The sequence below is a fragment of the Antarctobacter heliothermus genome (genome assembly GCF_002237555.1).
Lineage (GTDB): Bacteria > Pseudomonadota > Alphaproteobacteria > Rhodobacterales > Rhodobacteraceae > Antarctobacter > Antarctobacter heliothermus_B.
In genome coordinates this window covers 2,728,627-2,747,689 of the sequence record NZ_CP022540.1, presented here as the reverse complement: position 1 = coordinate 2,747,689, position 19,063 = coordinate 2,728,627, and the positions used below count along the sequence as shown (strand labels likewise).

17 protein-coding genes and 1 pseudogene are annotated in these 19,063 nt (G+C 59.3%); 2 read left to right on the top strand and 16 right to left on the bottom strand.

The genetic code is table 11. The features are described 5' to 3' along the window. Nucleotides 1-5: 5 nt before the first annotated feature. The 3 genes from ANTHELSMS3_RS13065 to ANTHELSMS3_RS13055 form a co-directional block, all read right to left on the bottom strand. Nucleotides 6-464 carry a tripartite tricarboxylate transporter TctB family protein gene (locus ANTHELSMS3_RS13065; protein ID WP_094035248.1) on the bottom strand — a complete coding sequence of 153 codons (459 nt, stop codon included), beginning with the start codon at nt 462-464 and terminating at the stop codon, nt 6-8. A gap of 4 nt (nt 465-468) precedes the next feature. Next, the gene (locus ANTHELSMS3_RS13060; protein ID WP_094035247.1) at nt 469-1,425 is read right to left on the bottom strand and encodes a tripartite tricarboxylate transporter substrate binding protein; all 957 of its coding nucleotides are present in this window, start codon (nt 1,423-1,425) and stop codon (nt 469-471) included. A gap of 81 nt (nt 1,426-1,506) precedes the next feature. Then, complete coding sequence (locus ANTHELSMS3_RS13055; protein WP_094035246.1) at nt 1,507-2,130, bottom strand: RraA family protein; 624 nt, start codon at nt 2,128-2,130, stop codon at nt 1,507-1,509. Between the two features lie 153 nt (nt 2,131-2,283). Between ANTHELSMS3_RS13055 and ANTHELSMS3_RS13050 the strand changes: the two genes are divergently transcribed. Both ANTHELSMS3_RS13050 and ANTHELSMS3_RS25575 read left to right on the top strand, forming a co-directional pair. Further along, entirely contained in the window at nt 2,284-3,189 is a 906-nt protein-coding gene (locus ANTHELSMS3_RS13050) for a LysR family transcriptional regulator (RefSeq protein WP_094035245.1), read from the top strand. Between the two features lie 92 nt (nt 3,190-3,281). After that, nucleotides 3,282-3,404 (top strand): annotated as a pseudogene (locus ANTHELSMS3_RS25575) (IS5/IS1182 family transposase); the annotation flags it as partial. Nucleotides 3,405-3,609: 205 nt separating this feature from the next. On the opposite strand, the gene ANTHELSMS3_RS13045 reads toward ANTHELSMS3_RS25575, so the two are convergent. The 13 genes from ANTHELSMS3_RS13045 to ANTHELSMS3_RS12985 all read right to left on the bottom strand — a co-directional run bounded on the left by ANTHELSMS3_RS13045 (nt 3,610) and on the right by ANTHELSMS3_RS12985 (nt 19,041). Continuing rightward, nucleotides 3,610-4,560 carry an ABC transporter substrate-binding protein gene (locus ANTHELSMS3_RS13045; RefSeq protein ID WP_094035244.1) on the bottom strand — a complete coding sequence of 317 codons (951 nt, stop codon included), beginning with the start codon at nt 4,558-4,560 and terminating at the stop codon, nt 3,610-3,612. A gap of 34 nt (nt 4,561-4,594) precedes the next feature. Further along, the gene (locus ANTHELSMS3_RS13040; RefSeq protein ID WP_198319803.1) at nt 4,595-5,593 is read right to left on the bottom strand and encodes an ABC transporter permease; all 999 of its coding nucleotides are present in this window, start codon (nt 5,591-5,593) and stop codon (nt 4,595-4,597) included. Nucleotides 5,594-5,604: 11 nt separating this feature from the next. Then, on the bottom strand, nt 5,605-7,122 hold the full coding sequence (locus tag ANTHELSMS3_RS13035; RefSeq protein ID WP_094035242.1) for a sugar ABC transporter ATP-binding protein: 1,518 nt from the start codon (nt 7,120-7,122) through the stop codon (nt 5,605-5,607). Beyond that, complete coding sequence (locus ANTHELSMS3_RS13030) at nt 7,119-8,255, bottom strand: Gfo/Idh/MocA family protein (protein WP_094035241.1); 1,137 nt, start codon at nt 8,253-8,255, stop codon at nt 7,119-7,121. Before ANTHELSMS3_RS13030 ends, ANTHELSMS3_RS13035 begins: the two co-directional genes overlap by 4 nt. Further along, a complete protein-coding gene (locus ANTHELSMS3_RS13025) occupies nt 8,255-9,310 on the bottom strand; it encodes a sugar phosphate isomerase/epimerase family protein (RefSeq protein ID WP_094035240.1) in 1,056 nt (351 codons plus the stop codon). Before ANTHELSMS3_RS13025 ends, ANTHELSMS3_RS13030 begins: the two co-directional genes overlap by 1 nt. A 19-nt stretch (nt 9,311-9,329) precedes the next feature. Continuing rightward, nucleotides 9,330-10,625: a xylose isomerase gene (xylA, locus tag ANTHELSMS3_RS13020; RefSeq protein WP_094035239.1), complete on the bottom strand. Its 1,296-nt coding sequence runs from the start codon at nt 10,623-10,625 to the stop codon at nt 9,330-9,332. Then, nucleotides 10,622-11,683: a LacI family DNA-binding transcriptional regulator gene (locus ANTHELSMS3_RS13015; protein WP_157733505.1), complete on the bottom strand. Its 1,062-nt coding sequence runs from the start codon at nt 11,681-11,683 to the stop codon at nt 10,622-10,624. The genes xylA and ANTHELSMS3_RS13015 overlap by 4 nt, the downstream gene beginning before the upstream one ends. Nucleotides 11,684-12,069: 386 nt before the next feature. Continuing rightward, complete coding sequence (locus ANTHELSMS3_RS13010; RefSeq protein WP_094035237.1) at nt 12,070-13,107, bottom strand: c-type cytochrome; 1,038 nt, start codon at nt 13,105-13,107, stop codon at nt 12,070-12,072. Further along, complete coding sequence (locus ANTHELSMS3_RS13005) at nt 13,104-13,694, bottom strand: cytochrome c oxidase assembly protein (RefSeq protein ID WP_094035236.1); 591 nt, start codon at nt 13,692-13,694, stop codon at nt 13,104-13,106. The genes ANTHELSMS3_RS13010 and ANTHELSMS3_RS13005 overlap by 4 nt, the downstream gene beginning before the upstream one ends. After that, on the bottom strand, nt 13,691-14,080 hold the full coding sequence (locus ANTHELSMS3_RS13000; RefSeq protein ID WP_439098647.1) for a hypothetical protein: 390 nt from the start codon (nt 14,078-14,080) through the stop codon (nt 13,691-13,693). The genes ANTHELSMS3_RS13005 and ANTHELSMS3_RS13000 overlap by 4 nt, the downstream gene beginning before the upstream one ends. Next, nucleotides 14,077-16,641, bottom strand: a complete 2,565-nt coding sequence (gene ctaD, locus ANTHELSMS3_RS12995; RefSeq protein ID WP_094035234.1) for a cytochrome c oxidase subunit I — start codon at nt 16,639-16,641, stop codon at nt 14,077-14,079. The genes ANTHELSMS3_RS13000 and ctaD overlap by 4 nt, the downstream gene beginning before the upstream one ends. Beyond that, nucleotides 16,638-17,573, bottom strand: a complete 936-nt coding sequence (locus ANTHELSMS3_RS12990; RefSeq protein ID WP_439098675.1) for a cytochrome c oxidase subunit II — start codon at nt 17,571-17,573, stop codon at nt 16,638-16,640. Before ANTHELSMS3_RS12990 ends, ctaD begins: the two co-directional genes overlap by 4 nt. A gap of 70 nt (nt 17,574-17,643) precedes the next feature. Continuing rightward, a complete protein-coding gene (locus ANTHELSMS3_RS12985) occupies nt 17,644-19,041 on the bottom strand; it encodes an APC family permease (protein ID WP_094035232.1) in 1,398 nt (465 codons plus the stop codon). Between the last annotated feature and the right edge of the window lie 22 nt (nt 19,042-19,063).

Sequence of the window (19,063 nt, the reverse complement as noted above, 5' to 3'; positions counted from 1 at the left end):
AAGAGTCAGAAGAATGAGGCGCCAGGGAGCGGAACCAGAAAAACCTTGCGCAGCAGGGCATCGACGAGGATTGGAATGCCGAGCGTCAGGGTGATTGCCAAGATCCAGTTTTCGGCGCGATACATCAGGAAAACAGCGGCCAGAAACAAGATGGAGGCCGGCAGGAACCCGATCAGTGACAGGCCGAGAGCGTAGGCGCCGAACAGGCCGATCTGAAGGAGCCCCAGACCAATCCCGGCGCTGAACGTGCCAGCCTCTTCCGGTACGGGGCGATCAGTGAACAGCATCACCACCCCGAACAACAGCACCATGGCCCCGGCGAAGGTCGGTAGGGCCGATGGCCCTACCGAATAAAAACCGCCACCCATACTGGCCTGCTGCTGGTTAAGGTCCGGCACCATCACGGTAAGAAAGACGATGGACGCAGCCACAAAGACCAGTGCGAGCATTCGGTTCGCGGTCATGCGCTTACTCGGTCGCAGGAGCGTTGGAGTCCAGAGCATCGGCCACCGCGTCTGACATGGACCGCATCGCCTGTTCAAAATCTGCGCCGGTCAGGAAGCTAGGCGTGATGTTGCTGCGCGCAGCCACCGTCGTAAAGGCATCCGATTTCATCGCCTCGGCGAACCGTTCTTGCAGATAGGCAACCGCCTCGTCCGGGGTACCGGCGGGCGCGACGAGACCCTTCATGTTCTCCAGATTGACGTCGTAGCCAAGCTCGCTCAACGAGGACACGTCGGGAATCTGGTCTGCGCGATCAGATGTCGTGGCAAGCACGTGGATCGTGCCGGCCTCCTGTTGGGCGCGTGCATCGCCGGGCGTGATGATCGTCAGATCCACATGCCCACCCAACAGGGCAGCAAGCGCCGGCGATCCGCCCTGGTAGGGAACGTGAACCATGTCGATCCCCGCCTCTTTGCCAAACACAAGGAATGCAGAGTGCAGAATGCCCGCAGGACCAGACGACCCATAGGCCAGGGCGCCGGGCTCTTGTTTGGCGCGTTCTACAACCGCGTCGATGCTGTCCAGACCACTGCCTGCCTTGCTCACGATAACCATGTGCTCGCGGTTGACACGGACAACGCCACGGAAATCATCGAGGCTGTACTGAGTTTTGCGGTGATGGGGGACCGAGGTGCTTTCGCTGCCGCCGGCAACCAACAACGTATAGCCGTCGGGCGCAGCCTTGGCGACCATTTCGGCTGCGAGAGTGCCCGAGGCTCCGGGGCGGTTTTCAACCACCAGCGGAACGGGGAACAGTTCTTGTGCAGCTGATGCGATCAGACGCGCGGTCTGGTCCGTTCCACCACCGGGCGCAAAGCCGACAACGATCCGGATCGGCTTTTCCGGTGTCCATTCCTGTGCGGCGACTGGCGCAGCGGCTGCCAGACCAACGGCAATGATAAGTCCTTTGAAGATATTCATGGTTTCCTCCCTTGAATTTTCGATATGCGACGGTTCAGAACGTCGACCGCCGTCTTTGTTGTGCAAGGCTGGTGATAGAGTTCAGACTCCTGCACACCCCTTCGCCTTGAGCGTTTCGTCGACCCAAGTGCGATCCCAAGCGGATAGCTGGATTGCCTTTTGAATGCTGCGTTCCTTTTCCTCTTGCGCACGGGCGAGTTTAAGAACGCGTGCTGCATCGGCTTTGGGGACGCAAAGAACGCCATCCATGTCGCCAATTATGATATCGCCGGGCTCGATAATCATGCCGTCGAGCGATATCGGAACATTCACCTCTCCGGGGCCGTCCTTGTAGGGGCCACGATGGTTAACACCCGCGCCGTAGACCGGGAACGTGTCCGCGCTGATGACATCCATGTCCCGAACCGCGCCATTGACCACGAAACCAACGCAGCCCCGCGTCCGGGCATGGGAAATGATGAGTTCTCCGATCAGGGCGTTGGTGAGATCGCCACCGGCATCCACGACGATCACATCGCCGGGCTGGACCATATCCGCTGCCTTGTGAATCAAAAGATTGTCGCCCGGGCGGGTCTTCACTGTCACTGCCGTTCCGGCCAGCGATCCCTCGCGATGCATCGGACGGACGGTAGGCCCTGCGGCAACCAAGCGGCTTAGATTGTCGCTGATGATTGCCGTTGGAATTTTCGAAAATGCCTCGACCATCGAGGCTTCGGCCCGTTCGTGCCCGTGGGCTACACGAAATCCATTCACTACGTCGCTCCTCCCTCAACTGCTGAGTGAGATATATGTTGCAAGAAGTTCATATGCTGTCCAATGCTGATTCAGACAACGAATAATGCCGAACGGACATAACACATGACCCTCGAACTGCGCCTAATCCGAAGCTTTGTCTGCCTGTCAGAAGAGTTGAATTTCTCACGAGCGGCAGAGCGACTGCACATCGCGCAGCCCGCGCTGAGCCGGCAGATCATGGCACTAGAGGCGACATTGGGCGTTCAGCTGCTTCACCGCACCAAACGAAAGGTGGAATTGACCACTGCCGGGGCGACCTTTCGCAATCGCTGTTACCGGCTGCTTTCGGACGTAACAGAGGCCGAGTATGAGGTGCGGCGTGTCGCTGCGGGCCAAGAAGGCGCACTGGCTATCAGCTTTATCCACTCCTCGACCTACGGAATGCTGCCGCCGATCCTAAACAACTTTCGGACCCGATTTCCCCGCGTTGAACTTAAACTTTTCGAGATGACGATTGCCGAACAGATCCAAGCATTGCGCGCAGGAAAGGTGGATATTGGATTGCTGCGCCCGCCAATCTCGGATGACACACTCGATTCGCGTCCGGTTGGCACGCAGAAATTCATGGTCGCGTTGCCAAGTTCGCACCCACATGCCCAGGCCGGGCGCATTTCGCTTTGCGCACTGAAGGACGATCCGTTTGTGCTATTCGAGCGGCAACAAAGCTCGCTGTTCTACTCGCGGATTATTGCGATGTGCGAAGCGGCTGGTTTCGTGCCAAAGGTCAGCCAGCAGGCAACGCAGATCCATACCGTTGTTGGTCTTGTTGGCGCAGGAATGGGCGTGTCGATCGTGCCCGAGGTCGCGAAAAACCTGCAGCTTCCGACCGTCTCTTTCGCTCAGATCGAAGACAATCCTGCCGGTGTCGACGTGTGTTTGGCGTGGCGCAAGGACAATACCCTGCCGACCCTTTCTTCCTTCGCCGACATCGCCGCAACGGCTGCGCGCGAGTACCTTGGCGGATCATGAAAGGTGGCGGCGTAAGGATAAGAGTTAATCATCAGCGCGTAGCCCCTAGTTCCCAGACACTGCTGCGGACCTACGAGGGGCAGTGGACGTACTGTATTAGACAGCTTGGGCTGCGCCTCATGGCGCGAGACTTCGACCGGCAAGTTGCCGAGGTCAAGGTTCGCGTCGCAGTCATGAACGGCTACACTGCGCTCAGAAAAACTGTCACAGTGCCCTCCGGGGAGGGAGGTAGCTTGGCCATCAGCCGGTTTGAGCATCGTGCCCTTCTGATCCCGTATCGACGCGCCGATGGGCCGCTCGAATTTCTCGAGGAAACCTCAGGGGCTAAAGCTTCCACAATCCAAACCAATATATGTCAAACGGCCCTCGCCCAGAAAAGAAGATGGCCACCGGCGTGGAACGCCGATGGCCTTGGGGGTCTTAGAACGGGCTGTCAGGATAGTAGAAATCCATCGCGTTCTCTTGCGTGACCAGCACAGAACCGATCACAAAAGTACCAGAAACCGGAGCGTTGGAGGTCAGGCCCACAGCCGTCAGTTCAATTGCGGTTGCGATCATGGACGGCGGATAAGTCACGTTGGCCGGGATCATCGTATCACCGTCGGCGGTCCGCTTGATCATTTCCTTCATGCCGGCACCGCCCAGAACGAACTGAACATCGTCACGGCCAGCGGCCTCAATCGCCGCCAGAACGCCGATCGCCATGTCGTCATCAGAGGCCCATACAGCATCGATGTTGGGATACTTCGACAGGAAATCCTGCATCACGGTAAAGCTGTCGTCACGGTTCCAATTGCCGTGCTCCATGTCCAGTACGTTGATGCCGGACCCTTCGATAGCCGCGGTGAATGCATCCACACGTTCGTTGTCGATGGTCGTCGGGATGCCGCGGAAGACGACGATGTCACCCCCATCGGGCATCGCGGAAACCATGTATTCACCGGACACCTTGCCAAAGCCGCTGTTGTCGCCGGCGACATAGAGGTCCTCGATGCCTTCGACGGACAGACCACGGTCAACAACTGTGACCCATGCGCCGCTTTCGGCAACAGCCTGCACAGGGGGCGTCAGGGGATCAGACTCAAACGGCAGCACCACCAGCGCGGCGATGTTGCGCGTGGCGACCATGTCTTCGATGTCATTGACCTGCTTGCCGGGGTCGGACGCCGTAGCAAGGACGAAATCCAGACCGGGATACACTTCCTCCAGGCGCTCGACGGTTTCCTTGGCGTGGAAGTTCATACCGCCGGCCCAGCCGTGTGTGGCGGCCGGAATGGACACGCCAATAACTTTGACGTCGTCCTGTGCGAATGCAGCACCGCTGACAGCGGTCGCCAGTGCAGCGGCGATAAGTGTCTGTGTGTATTTCATTGATTGCTCCTCCCGTGAAGCGTTGGCAGTTGGCTTAACTTACAGCCTTACGTTCGCGCTGCAGGATCACAGCGAGAATGATGATGACCCCTTGGATCGCGCCGTTCAGATAGGGTGAAACGAAGTCGGTCAGATTGAGGATGTTGCCGATCAAGCTCAAGATCAGGACACCGATGACAGTGCCCCAGACCCGGCCAAACCCGCCTTTCAAAACGGTGCCGCCGATGATCACCGCTGCAATGGCCTCCAATTCCCAAAGGACACCAGTGGACGCAGAGGCCGACCCAAGGCGCGGCACATACATGATTGTCGCAATCCCCACCAGAATTCCCAAGGCCGCATAGGAAATCAGGCGCGTGCGTTTGACGTTCACGTTGGAATAATGGGCCACATGTTCGTTCGAACCGGTCGCGGCACAATGGCGACCATAGACGCTGCGGGACATGATGATCTCACCCACGATCACGACCAGGGCGAAGACGATGATCGGCCAGCTGATGCCCAATATGCCGTCGAAATAGACCGGTCGGTAAAAGGTTCGCAGCCCGAAATCCAACGACAGTGTACCCCCATCGGCCAACCATGTGACCAGCGACCGATAGATGCCCATCGATCCAAGCGTAACGATGAACGCTTCGATTCCCAGCGTGGTGATCAGGAACCCATTCAGCAACCCCGCCAAGAGGCCCGCGACAATGGCCGTCAACATGCCAAGCAAGATGATCGGAATGCCGATTCCCATACTGGGCAGCGCCGCATTCATCACAAGGATCATCAGTCCGGCAATGAAGGCCGCCATCGACCCCACCGACAAATCCAAGCCACCTGCGGTGATAACAAAGGTCATGCCCACCGCGATAATTCCGATAAACGCAGACCGCGCCAAAACATTGGTGATGTTGGCCGCGCTCAAAAAGTTGGAGTTCAACATCGCGCCGATGCCCAGCAGGACCAATAGTGCAATGATCGGGCCAAGCACGGACATCGAAGGGATGCGCAGCCAAGCCGTTTGAGGTGTAGTTGTGACGGTCATCTGCTCTTTCCTCAGGCCATTTCTGGCGTTTGTTCGGCGCGCAATCCCATGGACAGGCGTACAATTGCGTCTTCGGTGATGTCTTTGCCTGCCAGCGCGCCGCTGATCTGGCCAAGGCGCATCACCAGCACGCGGTCCGCCAATCCGATCAATTCAGGCATTTCAGACGTAATCACGATGATGGCGTGCCCCGCATCAGCCAGACGGCGCAGGAAGGCGTAGATTTGTTGCTTGGTTCCGATGTCGATGCCGCGAGTGGGTTCATCGACGATCAGCACGCGGGGTTCAGACAGCATGACCTTGGCCAATAGCAACTTTTGCTGATTTCCGCCGGACATGTTGCCCACCTGCACGTCACGGGTACCGGCGCGAATGTCGAACTCGGCAATCGCATCCGTCAGCGCTTCTTCCTCGGCGGCGCGGTTGATCAGAATGCGGCCGAACTTGTGCAGATTGGCGAGCGTCAGGTTTTCCCGCATCCCACGTTCCAAAAGGAGGCCGCGCAACTTACGGTCCTCGGTCAGGTAGCACAGTCCCGCCCGCTGCGCATCGCCGGGGCGTTTGAAATGGACGGGGCGGTCAAACAGGGTGACCTTCGTTGCTGAGGCAAGGCGAAGGCCTGCAAGGCCCTCCATCAGCTCGGTCCGTCCAGATCCGATCAATCCGCCGATCCCGAGAATCTCGCCCTGCCGCAGGTTGAACGACACGTCCTGTGCAAAACCGGGCACGCTCAGGTTTTCGACAGTCAACACCACTGGCGCCTCGGCAGCCACGCCCGGTTTGGCTGGGTAAAGGTCGGACACATCGCGGCCTACCATTGCGGTGGCCATCGCGTCCTCGGTCATTTCAGCGGTCGGGCCCGCATGCACCACTTCGCCATCCCGCATGATGGTGATGTGATCCGAAAGAGCCGCAACCTCATCCAGTTTGTGCGACGTGAACAGAATGGCCGTCCCCGCATCGCGAAGCGCCGTGACCTGTTTGAACAGCACATCGGTCTCGCGGTTGGTCAGCACGGCCGTCGGTTCATCCATGATCAATACCCGCGCATCACGCGACAGGGCCTTTGCGATCTCAACCATCTGTTTTTCGGAGTTGGACAAGCCCGAGACCAGCGCATCCGGCGACACATCACAGGCGACACGCGAAAGGTATTCCCGCGTCAGGCGGCGCATTGCAGCCTTGTTCAGCAACAAACCTCTTTTTAGCTCACGCCCAAGAAAGATGTTCTGTTCGACTGTCAGCTGTTCGGCCAGATTGAATTCCTGATGGATCATCACGATGCCGGCGGCTTCGCCGTCCCGTAGGCTACCAAAGGTCACCGGCTGACCATCAAGCTGAACATTTCCCGATGTAGGCGGTTGATAGCCTGCCAAAATCTTCATCGCGGTCGACTTGCCAGCCCCGTTTTCGCCGATCAATGCGTGCACGCTGCCTGCGTGCAAAACAAGGTTCACGTCGTGCAAAACTTCGACCGGGCCGAAACTTTTTCTGACGCTATCCAAAGCCAGAACGGGGCGCGTGGTCATAGTTTTGTCCACGCCGCATCGTTTTTAGAGGACGCGACACAGGCGCCGATAAAACGCATGCCGTCCATCCCGGCCTTGATCCCAGGCAATACCCCCATGGCGGCTGCACGGACGGCACCGCCCTGAACAGATCGGATCGCGTCCGCGGCTTCGTTGTAGATTGTGGCAAAACCCTCCAGATAGCCTTCCGGGTGTCCGCCCGGAATGCGGCTGACCGCTTGGGACGGCCCAGTTGCACCGGCACCGTTACGGGTCAACAGACGCTTGGGTTCACCATGGGGCGTGAACCACAGGTAGTTGGGGTCTTCCTGCGACCATTCCAGCCCGCCCTTTTCCCCATAAACGCGCAATTTTAGCGCGTTTTCATTGCCGGGTGCCACTTGGCTTGACCAAAGCATGCCGCGCGCGCCACCGGTGAACCGCAACATCATATGGGCGTTGTCATCCAACGTCCTACCCACGCCAAACGCCTGCAAATCAGCGGCAAGGCTTTCGACCTCCAGCCCCGTGACAAAACACGCAAGGTTGTGGGCGTGAGTGCCAATATCGCCAATCGACCCACCCACACCCGACCGGGTCGGGTCGGTGCGCCATTCGGCTTGTTTCAGCCCTTCGTTTTCCAAGGATGAAGTCAGCCAATCTTGCGGGTATTCTACCTGTACGATGCGGATTGGGCCCAAGTCGCCAGAGGCCACCATATCGCGGGCCTGCCGGATCATTGGATAGCCGGTATAGTTGTGGGTCAGGATGAATAGGGCCTTGGATTGGGCCACTGCGTCTTCGAGGGCTGTGGCATCTTCCATTGTGGACGTCAGTGGCTTGTCACAGATTACATGTATGCCCCGCGCCAGAAAGGCTTTGGCCGCAGCCGCATGCACATGGTTGGGTGTCACGATAGACACCGCTTCAATCCCGTCCTCTCGTGCGGCCTCTGCCTTGGCCATATCTTCAAAGCTGCCATAGGACCGCGGAATTCCAAGCGCCTCAGCGCTCGCCGCCGATTTCTCAGGCGTGGAAGACAGTGCGCCCGCGACCAGTTCGAACCGATCATCAATCCGCGATGCGATGCGGTGGACCCCGCCAATAAAGGCGTCATTGCCGCCGCCCACCATGCCAAGACGAATACGGGCCATCAGTCGATCCCCAACATTTTTCGGTTGGCGGCCTCATCGGTTCCGCCATCAGCGAAATCGTCAAAGGCACGTTCTGTCACGCGGATGATGTGGTCCTTGACGAATTGCGCACCCTCGCGTGCACCGTCTTCTGGATGCTTCAGGCAGCATTCCCATTCGACCACGGCCCAACCGTCAAAGTCATTGGCCGCCATTTTCGAGAAGACTGCCCCGAAATCGACCTGCCCGTCGCCCAGCGACCGGAACCGGCCCGCGCGATCGACCCAGGGCTGATAGCCCGAGTAAACCCCCTGTCGTCCCGTCGGATTGAACTCTGCGTCCTTGACGTGGAACATCTTGATCCGGTCCTTGTAGATGTCTATATTATCAATGTAATCAAGGCATTGAAGAACATAGTGGCTGGGATCATACAGCATGTTGCAGCGCGCATGGTTGTCGACACGCTCCAGAAACATCTCAAAGGTGACACCGTCGTGCAGGTCTTCTCCCGGGTGGATTTCGTAGCAGACGTTGACGTCGTTGTCTTCGGCATGATCCAGAATGGGCCGCCAGCGCCGCGCCAACTCGTCAAAGGCGGTTTCGATCAGACCAGCGGGGCGCTGCGGCCACGGATAGATATAGGGCCATGCCAGCGCGCCCGAAAACGACGCGAGGTTCTTGATCCCCATGTTGGCCGAGGCAGAGATCGCCTTCTTCACCTGGTCGACCGCCCATTCCTGCCGCGCCTTGGGGTTGCCGTGTACGGAGGGGTCGGCAAAGCCGTCAAAGGCGGCGTCATAGGCGGGATGCACCGCTACAAGCTGGCCTTGCAAGTGGGTCGAGAGCTCGGTCACCTCAACGCCGTTTTCGGCAGCCTTGCCCTTGAATTCATCGCAGTAGTCTTTGCTGTTCGCGGCCTTGGCCAAGTCAATCAAACGGCCATCCCAGCTGGGCACCTGAACCCCCTTGTAGCCGCAATCTGCGGCCCATTTGGTGATACTGTCCCATGAGTTGAATGGTGCTTCGTTGCTGGCGAACTGCGCCAGGAACAATGCCGGTCCCTGAATGGTCTTCATGATGGTTCTCCCTGTCCGCTTAGACGAAACGGTTCACGATGTTTTCCAGAATCTCTTGTCGGCCCGAGCGCGGCTGAGGGTTGATGCCGTCGTCCACAACCTTGGCCGCAATCGCGGCGAAATCACTGTCCAACAGGGCTTTGCCGCCTGCACTGTCCCAGCCTGCGTAGCGTTCCGCCCGCATTGCCTCCAACGTGCCGTCTTCCAGCATCGCGACGGCCGCCTTGAACCCACGAGCGCAGACATCCATCGCGCCCGCATGACCTGCGATCAGATCCACGGGATCAAGCGATTGGCGGCGCAGTTTGGCATCGAAATTCGTACCACCGGTGGTGAACCCGCCAGCCTTCAGGACTTCGTAATAGGCCAATGCGACCTCCGGTACGTTATTGGGAAACTGGTCCGTGTCCCAACCTGATTGGTAATCGTTGCGGTTCATGTCGATAGAGCCGAAGATGCCCAGCGATGCCGCAAGCGCCAGTTCATGTTCGAACGAATGGCCCGCAAGGATCGCGTGTCCCTGCTCGATGTTCATCTGAACCTCGTCCTCTAGACCGAACTCTTTCAGGAACCCGTAGACCGTGGCCACGTCATAGTCATACTGATGCTTACTGGGCTCCTGCGGCTTTGGCTCTACCAGGATCGCGCCTTTGAACCCGATCTTGTGCTTGTATTCGACCACCATTTGCAGGAACCGCCCGGCTTGTTGGCGTTCCCGGCGCAAGTCCGTGTTCAGCAGGGTTTCATAGCCTTCCCGCCCGCCCCAAAGCACATAGTTTTCGCCGCCCAGTTTATGGGTCGCATCCATGCAATTTTTGACAGTGGCCGCAGACCAGGCAAAAATCTCGGGGTCAGGGTTGGTCGCCGCGCCGGACATGAACCTCCGGTGACTGAACAGATTTGCCGTTCCCCAAAGCAGTTTGGTGTTCGAGGCCTCCATTTTCGTGCCAAGATAATCGATCATCTCTTCGAAGTTACGCAAACTTTCCGCGAAGGTATCACCTTCTGGGCGAATGTCCGCGTCATGCCAGCAAAAGAACGGCACGTTCAGCAAATCGAACATCTCAAACGCCACGTCGGCTTTCAGACGGGCCGCATCCATAGTGTCGCCAAACCAAGGGCGATCAAAGGTTTGCCCACCAAACGGATCGCCCCCCGGCCAGGCAAACGAATGCCAATACGCGACCGCAAAGCGCAGATGGTCTTCCATGCGCTTACCCGCCACGACCTCATCAGGGTTATAGTGACGAAAGGCCAGCCCGGTGCTGTCGGGATCAAATGACAGGCGGCTCATATCTTTGAAGAAATCGGTCATGTATTCTGGGCTTCCATCACATCGTTAAATGAGTCAGCGGGCAAATTGTCCCGCACATAGATCGTTGGCATGAGGTCAGGCATGGGCGGCGGTTCTCTGTCGTCGACAAGCGACCGCAAGATGGCAAAGGCTCGGTTCACTTCGACGTCGGGGCGCTGGTCGATGACCAAATCAATGTGATTGTCGATCAAGGCCTGCTTTGAATGCGTTACCAATTCATGGACAACGCAAAATGGCCGCGCAACCGAGGCGTTAGCGATCGCGTCGATCAACCCGCTGTTCCCGGCCCCGACATTGTAAAACGCGGTCACGCCGTCTCCTCCAGCCAGTGTGGCAGTAGCTGCGGCGTTGAGAACAGTAGGATCGTCTTTTGTCAGGATCGGGTCCAACACAGTCAGATGTGGAAAGTCGGCCGCAATCACGTCGCTGAACCCTTGCAAACGCTCGGCATGGTCCCGCGCCTCCATAGATCCGACAAATGTCTGGATCGCCCCCGGACGGGCGGCACATGCCATCCCCGTGACACGGGCAGCCGTGCGCCCCGCCACCATATTATCAATCCCGATGTAGGCTGACCGACATTCTCGAGGCAGATCCGATATCAGACCGATGATCACAACACCGCGCGCGCGCAACTCAGCCAATGGCTCCTCAAGCAGACGATTTTGCAATCCAACAATGGCGACGCCATCAAAATCACACCCGGTTAGCTCACCAATACTGTCCTGCAGGGCATCGACCGAAAAAGCGGACACATCAACGATCTCGACGCTGATCCCATCCGCGCTGAGATGGCTGGCCGATTGCAGGATGTGGCCGCGGACGCGGCTGAAGAACGCATTCGACCCGGTTGGGATCAGGAACGCCAAACGGTAGACTCGTCTGCGGGACAAATTGGCGGCTGCAACATTGCGGACGTAACCCAACTTAGCGACCGCCTCATGCACCTTGTCGATAGACTTCTGCGCGACGTTCCCGCGTTTGTTAATGACTCGATCGGCCGTAGCATAGCTGACGCCCGCCGCATCCGCGACATCGCTCAATGTCGGACCTGCCATGTCTCCCCCCAGCAGCGGCACTCCCTTTTTTACCGCTTGCCTCCAAGGCTAGTGGATAAAAGTGCAAGACGTCAATCATTTTTTGACATACGCCAATCATTTTTACGGAAGAAAAGAGGGAACCCCATGACAAATAACATTATATCAATGCCTTAAACGGAACATCTCACTGCGAAATCTTCCGCCCCCATCGAAAGACGTCGACAATCCAAGGCTGCCGGGATTGCCGTGTACCGGCCGGCCGCACTTTAGATCAGATGAAATGAAGGCGCGCTCCGCCGGGCAAGCCTCTGCGAGTATTGGAATACGAAAGGCCGGGACATCGACGATGCGAATTCATACACTCTGGCCTATCGCCTGCCGATGCTGGTGTGCTTGGCCACCGATCAGCGAGCAGGATCCAGCCCCGCAAACCAGTCAGCCAGCATTTCGATGTTTGCATCGCTTAGATCTTGCGCTGCTTTTCGCATCGTCTCGGCGCGTTTCCCGCCTCCCCGTTCCCCCGCGCGCCATAGTCGCAACTGTGTTGCCAGATACTGTTGTGCCTGTCCGGACAAGGCAGGTGCCACAGGGGCGTCGGCCCGCCGCCCCGGCCCATGGCAAGCGATGCAGGCAGGCACGTCGTCGGTGCCTCGGGTGGCCAGCGCCCTGCCCTCATTGGCGGGTCCAAGCGACAGATCACCTCCGGAGTCGGGACCGTCCGGCCTGCCGAACCGGGTTGCAAGCGCCGTGATGGCGTCATCGTCCAGTACAACCGCGACCTCAGCCATTATACCGCTGCTGCGCGCGCCGCTGCGGTATTGAAAAAGGGCGTCGGCAATCTGTTCACGGGTCAGGATATCCAATCGGGGCACAAAGGCATTGGTACTGCGCCCGTCCTGACCGTGGCAGTCGGAACAGGTGCTACGCGCCATGTCCGCCCCGGGCAACGCCGATTTCTGATCAACGGCCATGTCGGGAACCGCGTTGAGGTAGGCCACAACCGACCAGATTTCGTCCTCGTGGCCCGGCACGGGCCAAGCCGGCATGCCACTCATTTTGATGCCTTCGCGGATGATCCAGAACAAATGGCGTGGCTGCCAGGCGGCCGCGATCTCGGCAATATGCGGTGGTGGCGGGTTCATTGCGCGCGACGTGGCGCTGCGCTCACGACCCGGCGCCGAATGGCAAAAGGCGCAGGCGGTCTGAAAGTGCATGGCGCCCAGCGCAATGCGGTCAGGGTGGTCAATGGTATCGGGAACCGCCTCGGGACCCGGAGCCCGCAGGCGGACTGACTGCTTGAACGTGGTATGCAGCACGATGCCGACGCCGGGCAGATGGCCCTGGCGCGCGGACACGTTGTACAGCCCGAAACCGACAACGCCAACCGCCCCCACCGCCCCGAACGCTGCCAGTGCGGCAAGGGTCTGTAAAACCTGTCTCATAGCCCGACCTCTTGGTGCTTCAACGCCTTCCCGGTCAGCAGCAGCCCAGAGATCAGGTAAACCGGGGTGCCGATCCCAAGCATGATGAACCCACCAATCTGCTGCGCATCAAGATCGGGCGCGCGGCCGCAGATTTCCGCGTACAGATCGCGTGGCGCCAAGATGATCAGTGCCCCCAACAACGTCATGTGCATTGATGTCAGCAACAGCCCGCCCGCGCCCGCCAACGGTTCCGCAGCGCGCAGCGCCCCGGCCCACACCAGCAGCCCCGCCAGAAAAAAGCTGCCCTGCTCCACAATCAGCCAGACCGTGTGACCATCCGCCAGCGCGTGCAGTCCCGGTAGATGCCAACCCCAGACAACGACAAATTCGACCACCGCCCCCAGCAGCGGCGAAAAGGCGAAAAACGACGTGGCGCGTGGGAAACCAAGCACCAACAGCGGCGCAACCACCGCCACCAGACCCATGTGCCGCAGCATGTGGTGGGGAAAATCGGACCCCAGCCAGCCGCCTAGCGGCAGCAGCCAGAGCACGGCCAACAGGCCAAGCCCGATGAATCCTGCCCCAATTTGTCCCGCAGCAGTCATTGGCAGGTCCCAATCAGCAACGCGGGCAGCGAGACATAAGTGACCCCGATAAAGGAGATAATTGCCAGCAGGAAAGCCGCGTGTCCCAGAAACTGGTGCCGATCTTGGCTGGTGCCGGAGTCGTTTTCCCAATCGCGGTTGTGCAGGACATCCCACTGCCGCCAAGCCTGCCAACCCAACCAGGCAATGCCCACAAGGGCCACCAGAGTGCCAATCCCAATTCCCAGCCGCAGCTCATCGACCTGCCCGTCCGTGGCGCAGATCAGCGAAGTCAGGCCGTAACATGCCACGAAATGCGTCGCCCAGATCACCGGACCAAAGGTGATGCGCCACAGGCTCAGCGCCTCGTCGCGGAATTCACGCACTTCCTGTTGTCGATTTGTCATGCCAGCCATCCCGGCACCAACCCAAGCACGGTGGCTGTCACCAGCGCCTCAAGCACGAGGAAATGCCAAAACAACGTCACGTTTTGCAGATCGGCGTCGTACAGCGATGTGAGCTTGCCAAAGAGGCTGCCTGCCAGACAATACCCCAGCATGATCACGCCCGCCCCCACATGCACCACGACCCAGACCATCAGCGCCCACATGATTGCCGGATAGACATGCGTGGTCGGGTCCAAAGCGGTCACGGATGCCGCCAGTGACGCGGCCCCACCCGCCGCCGCCGCCATGGCCACTAACAGCGCGCCACGCGCCAGTGCCACGCCTCCTCGGCGGTTCACCTCGCGCGCGGTGACAGTAAGTGCCCAGGTCAGGAACAGCGCCGCAGCGGCGCAAGCCACCCACAGCCCTGTCGGATGGGCCGCGCCTTCGGGGGGGAAATCGGGTCGGGCCGTCCAATAAAAGAAGAACCCGAACACGAGGCTGGCGTAGGCCGTGGCGTCCCCCAACATGGTAATCCACACCGCCCACCAGCCGACCGAATCCGGACCAGAGGCATAGGTCGGCAGACGTAGGCCCAACCCGACGTCGCGCATCTGGTCCTTTGGCGGGCGGGCGGTCGCCGTCCACAACCAATAGAGCACACAGACAATGGCAAAGGCACCGCAAACGATAGCTGGCGCATACATGTGGAATGTCGGAAAGATAAAGGCGCCGCCGGTGAACCCCGCCGCCCAGAGCGTGATCCAGGCCGGTCCGGTGACGCGCTGCACATACACCGGTTTTGCGTCGATAACCGAGGTCACGATGGTTTCGCGCTGATGATCCGGCGCATCCGGCAGGTAGTAGCGGCCCGCATCCATACGCTCGACGATCTTGTCCTGCTCCCACAACGGATAACGCGAGGTGACATGCGGGATCGACCGCACACCCCAGGCCTCGTCGGGGACGTCATGGCTGAACTCCAGTGTACCCGCCCCCCACGGGTTGCGCGGAATTTGTGGCTGGTTTTTCTTTGATCGCAGCAGGTCATAGACGAACACCGCAAACCCCGCAGCGATGACAAAGGCCCCAACGGTAGAGATCATGTTCAACGTGCCCCAGCCCGCGCTTTCGGGATAGGTAAAGATGCGGCGTGGCATCCCCCGCAACCCGGTCAGGTGCATCGGCAAGAAGGTGACATTGAACCCGGTAAAGATCAGCCAAAATGCCCAACGACCCAGCGTTTCGGACAGCAGTTTCTTGCGGAAGAACGGGTAGAAATAATAGACGCCCGCGATCACCGGAAACACCATGCCGCCAAACAGGGTGTAATGCAGATGAGCGACAATGAAATAGGTGTCGTGTACTTGCCAGTTGAACGGCACGATGGCCAGCATGACCCCGGTCAATCCGCCCGCCACAAAGATCGCCAGCGCGCCCGCAATCCACAGCATCGGAAGCGACATCTTTACCCGCCCGACCATCAGTGTCGCCACAAAGGCGAACAACTGAATGCCCGTAGGAATGACCACCGCCTCGCTGGCAGCGGAAAAGAACCCCAATGACAACTGCGGCAAGCCGGTGGTGAACATGTGGTGTACCCACAGCCCAAACGACAAGAAGCCGGTGCCGACCGCGCTGAGCACGATCCAAGAATACCCCACAATCGGCCGCTGCGCGACGGTGGGCACGATCATCGCGGCAATAGCGATCGAAGGCAGGAAGACGATGTAGACCTCTGGATGGCCAAAGATCCAGAACAGGTGCTGCCACAGCACCGGGTCGCCGCCACGAGTCGGATCAAAGAATGGCCAGTCAAAGCTGCGCTCAAGCTCGAACAGGAAATCACCTGCGATCAGGGGCGGAAAGGCGAACAGGATCATCCCGCCAACCACCATCACATACCACGCATACAGCGGCATGATGTTGACACGCATTCCCGGCGGACGACATTTGAGCGAGCCGACGATCAGTTCGACCGCCGCGGCAATGCTGGCGACCTCGATGAAGGACAGGCCCAGCAACCATACATCCGGCCCAATGCCCTCTTCCTTTGTAGCTAGGGGCGGATACATGAACCAACCCGCCTTTGGCCCGGCGTCAAAGATCAGCGAGCCTAGAACAAAGCACCCTCCGATCAGAAAACACCAGTAGCCAAAGGCCGAGAGGCGCGGAAACGGCATATCCCGCGCGCCGCAAAAGGCCGGCAGCAGTAGGATCGAAATGGCCTCGAACATCGGGACGGCGAACAGGAACATCATCGCCGAGCCATGCATGGTAAAGAACTGGTTGAACCGGTCGGCATCAAGGAACGTGTTGTCCGGAAACGCCAGTTGCACACGTATTGCCAGCGCCAGCAACCCGGCGATCAACATGAAGGCAAAGGCGGTCAAGCAATACCAGACGCCGACCTCGGTGTTGTTCACCGCCGAAAAGTAGCGCCAGCCTTCAGGCGTCTTCCATGCCGCCCGCAATTCGGCTTTGCCACGTTCTTGTTCTTCTTTGCTGACGGGTACTGCCAGCATCTCCTCGGTCGGAGGATAGGGGCCTGTGGCGACGGGCAAGTGTTCACGTTCGTTCATGTCAGCCCCTTCAGATAGGCCACGAGCGCGGCTAGGTCGGCGGGAGAGAGGTAATCATAAGTCGGCATGGCCACCTCGGGTTTGATGTCTTCGGCATGACCCAGCCACCGGGCGAAATCTTCTGGCGTGGTGCCCAGTGTTCCTGCGGCCAGCGATGCGCGGGTGCCGATGTGGGTCAAATCCGGCCCCACCTGCCCGATGGCGGCGGTGCCGCGTATCGCATGGCAGGCACCACACCCCTCTCGGGCAAAGACCCGCGCCCCCCGGATTGCCTGCGGCGTCGCGGGCGGCACAGCGTCGCCCGCCTCTGCCGCCAGCCAAACGGCAAAATCCTGCGGTGCCATCACCACGGTTTCAAACGCCATCAACGCATGGGACGCTCCGCAGAATTCGGCGCATTGGCCGCGGTACACTCCTGGCCTTTCTGGTGCCAAAGACATGAAGGTCTCGCGCCCGGGGATCATGTCGGTCTTGCCCCCCAGAGCAGGCACCCAGAAGGAATGGATCACTTTCTTTGCGTTAAGGACCAGCCCGGTGCGCGCGCCGACCGGCAGCCGCAATTCGTTGGCCGATACAATCCGTTCATCGCCCGGCAATTCATACTCGACCCGCCACCACCACTGCTCGGCGGTGACATGTACGCGCATCCCGTCATCGGCGACGCGCTGCGCCCCCATCATCGGCAAGCTGTAGACCAGCAGTCCGCTTAGCAAAAGCACCGGAAACACGAGGCCGCCGCCGATAATCACCATCTCGGCGGTGCGGCGTGGCATTTCCTGCGGGCGGATACGGGTGGCATAGATGAACAGCGCGCCGACCATCAGCCACAGAACAATTGCGCCAATGAACATGACACGCGCCAAGTCATAAACCGACAACGCATCGATGCCTGCGGGGTCAAGAACGGATTGTCGCCCCGCGCAGGACGACAACAGCAATACGCCTGCCAGAATGGCCAAGGCCCGGTTCAACGGATTTCTGTATGCCACACCCATCAGGACATCATTGCACCAAATCGCTCATGCCGTCGCCGCCCGGTGGGGCTGTCTTATTTGATTTCATGTAGAACACGGTCCCCGTCCACAGTACCATTCCAATGGCGATCAGGATCCCTGCGATCAGATATTGCACCGGGTCGCGACCCGTCCATGGACCAACAAAAAACGCGCAACTGGCCGCTCCCGCATAGGGCAGCCCCGCGGGGGCGGTGAAATGGTCGTGGTCCACGCTGTCTTTGCGCAATACAAGCACCGCGACGTTGACCACAGCAAACACCGCAAGCAACAACAACGCCGTCGTGCCGCCCAACGCCGGCACCGCGCCGACAAAGGTGACCAGCCCAGCGGCCAGCGCGGTGGTGAACAGGATGGCAATCCAGGGCGTCTGGCGTCCGGACAGCACCACGCCAAACGCCTTTGGCAGCACTCTTTCCTCGGCCATGCCATACAGCAGCCGCGACGCCATGAGCATGTTGATCAACGCCGAGTTGGCAACAGCACACATAGTGATCACACCAAACACGCTGATCGGAAACCATGGCGCTCCAGCCTCGACAACCTTGAGCAGCGGAGTGGCGCCTTCGCTCAGTTTTTCCGCATCAACCAATGCGATCGCAGTAATCGACACTAGCAGATAGATGACACCGGTGATCAGCAACCCACCCAGCAAGACCTTGGGAAAGATCCGCGACGGATTCTTTGATTCCTCGGCCATGTTCACCGAATCCTCAAAACCCACCATTGCGAAAAATGCCAGCGTCGTCGCGGCAATGACCGGCCAGAACAGTCCTTTGTCACCCGCCTGGCTGAAATCGAAAGCGCGGCCGAAATCGCCTTGTCCACCCGCCAATGCCCAAGCGCCAATGAGGATGATGATGACGAGGCCGGTCAATTCAACGCAGGTGAAGGCGACGTTCATCTTGACGCTTTCACCGACGCCGCGCACGTTGACTGCGGCAATGAGTGCGATGAAGGTCAGACTGACCGCCGTTACGCCGAATGCCCCGGTTCCCATGCCAGTGCTTTCGCCGAAATTCTCGGCAAACGCGCGCGACGCGGTAGCGGCTGACGTGATCCCCGAGGACATGACTGCAAACGCAACGAGAAACGTGACGAAATGGATGCCAAACGCCTTGTGGGTGTATAGGGCTGCACCCGCCGCGCGTGGGTATTTGGTCACAAGTTCCAGATAACTGCACGCCGTCACCGCAGCCAGCACAAAGGCCACGAGGAACGGCAACCAGACGATTCCACCGACTTCGTCTGCGACCTTTCCTGTCAGGGCATAGATACCAGTGCCAAGGACATCACCGACGATGAATAAGAGCAACAGACCCGGCCCCATGACTCGCTTGAGTTTGGTCTTTCCTCCCGCTTCAGCGCTTGAAGTTTCATCTGCCATGTCATGTGGCCCATCCGATTGC

What these genes read in the sequence shown, in the direction of transcription:
- ANTHELSMS3_RS13065 (WP_094035248.1), bottom strand. Translation starts at nt 464, where the DNA reads ATGACCGCGAACCGAATGCTCGCACTGGTCTTTGTGGCTGCGTCCATC.
- ANTHELSMS3_RS13060 (WP_094035247.1), bottom strand. Translation starts at nt 1,425, where the DNA reads ATGAATATCTTCAAAGGACTTATCATTGCCGTTGGTCTGGCAGCCGCT.
- ANTHELSMS3_RS13055 (WP_094035246.1), bottom strand. Translation starts at nt 2,130, where the DNA reads ATGGTCGAGGCATTTTCGAAAATTCCAACGGCAATCATCAGCGACAAT.
- ANTHELSMS3_RS13050 (WP_094035245.1), top strand. Translation starts at nt 2,284, where the DNA reads ATGACCCTCGAACTGCGCCTAATCCGAAGCTTTGTCTGCCTGTCAGAA.
- ANTHELSMS3_RS13045 (WP_094035244.1), bottom strand. Translation starts at nt 4,560, where the DNA reads ATGAAATACACACAGACACTTATCGCCGCTGCACTGGCGACCGCTGTC.
- ANTHELSMS3_RS13040 (WP_198319803.1), bottom strand. Translation starts at nt 5,593, where the DNA reads ATGACCGTCACAACTACACCTCAAACGGCTTGGCTGCGCATCCCTTCG.
- ANTHELSMS3_RS13035 (WP_094035242.1), bottom strand. Translation starts at nt 7,122, where the DNA reads ATGACCACGCGCCCCGTTCTGGCTTTGGATAGCGTCAGAAAAAGTTTC.
- ANTHELSMS3_RS13030 (WP_094035241.1), bottom strand. Translation starts at nt 8,255, where the DNA reads ATGGCCCGTATTCGTCTTGGCATGGTGGGCGGCGGCAATGACGCCTTT.
- ANTHELSMS3_RS13025 (WP_094035240.1), bottom strand. Translation starts at nt 9,310, where the DNA reads ATGAAGACCATTCAGGGACCGGCATTGTTCCTGGCGCAGTTCGCCAGC.
- xylA (WP_094035239.1), bottom strand. Translation starts at nt 10,625, where the DNA reads ATGACCGATTTCTTCAAAGATATGAGCCGCCTGTCATTTGATCCCGAC.
- ANTHELSMS3_RS13015 (WP_157733505.1), bottom strand. Translation starts at nt 11,683, where the DNA reads ATGGCAGGTCCGACATTGAGCGATGTCGCGGATGCGGCGGGCGTCAGC.
- ANTHELSMS3_RS13010 (WP_094035237.1), bottom strand. Translation starts at nt 13,107, where the DNA reads ATGAGACAGGTTTTACAGACCCTTGCCGCACTGGCAGCGTTCGGGGCG.
- ANTHELSMS3_RS13005 (WP_094035236.1), bottom strand. Translation starts at nt 13,694, where the DNA reads ATGACTGCTGCGGGACAAATTGGGGCAGGATTCATCGGGCTTGGCCTG.
- ANTHELSMS3_RS13000 (WP_439098647.1), bottom strand. Translation starts at nt 14,080, where the DNA reads ATGACAAATCGACAACAGGAAGTGCGTGAATTCCGCGACGAGGCGCTG.
- ctaD (WP_094035234.1), bottom strand. Translation starts at nt 16,641, where the DNA reads ATGAACGAACGTGAACACTTGCCCGTCGCCACAGGCCCCTATCCTCCG.
- ANTHELSMS3_RS12985 (WP_094035232.1), bottom strand. Translation starts at nt 19,041, where the DNA reads ATGGCAGATGAAACTTCAAGCGCTGAAGCGGGAGGAAAGACCAAACTC.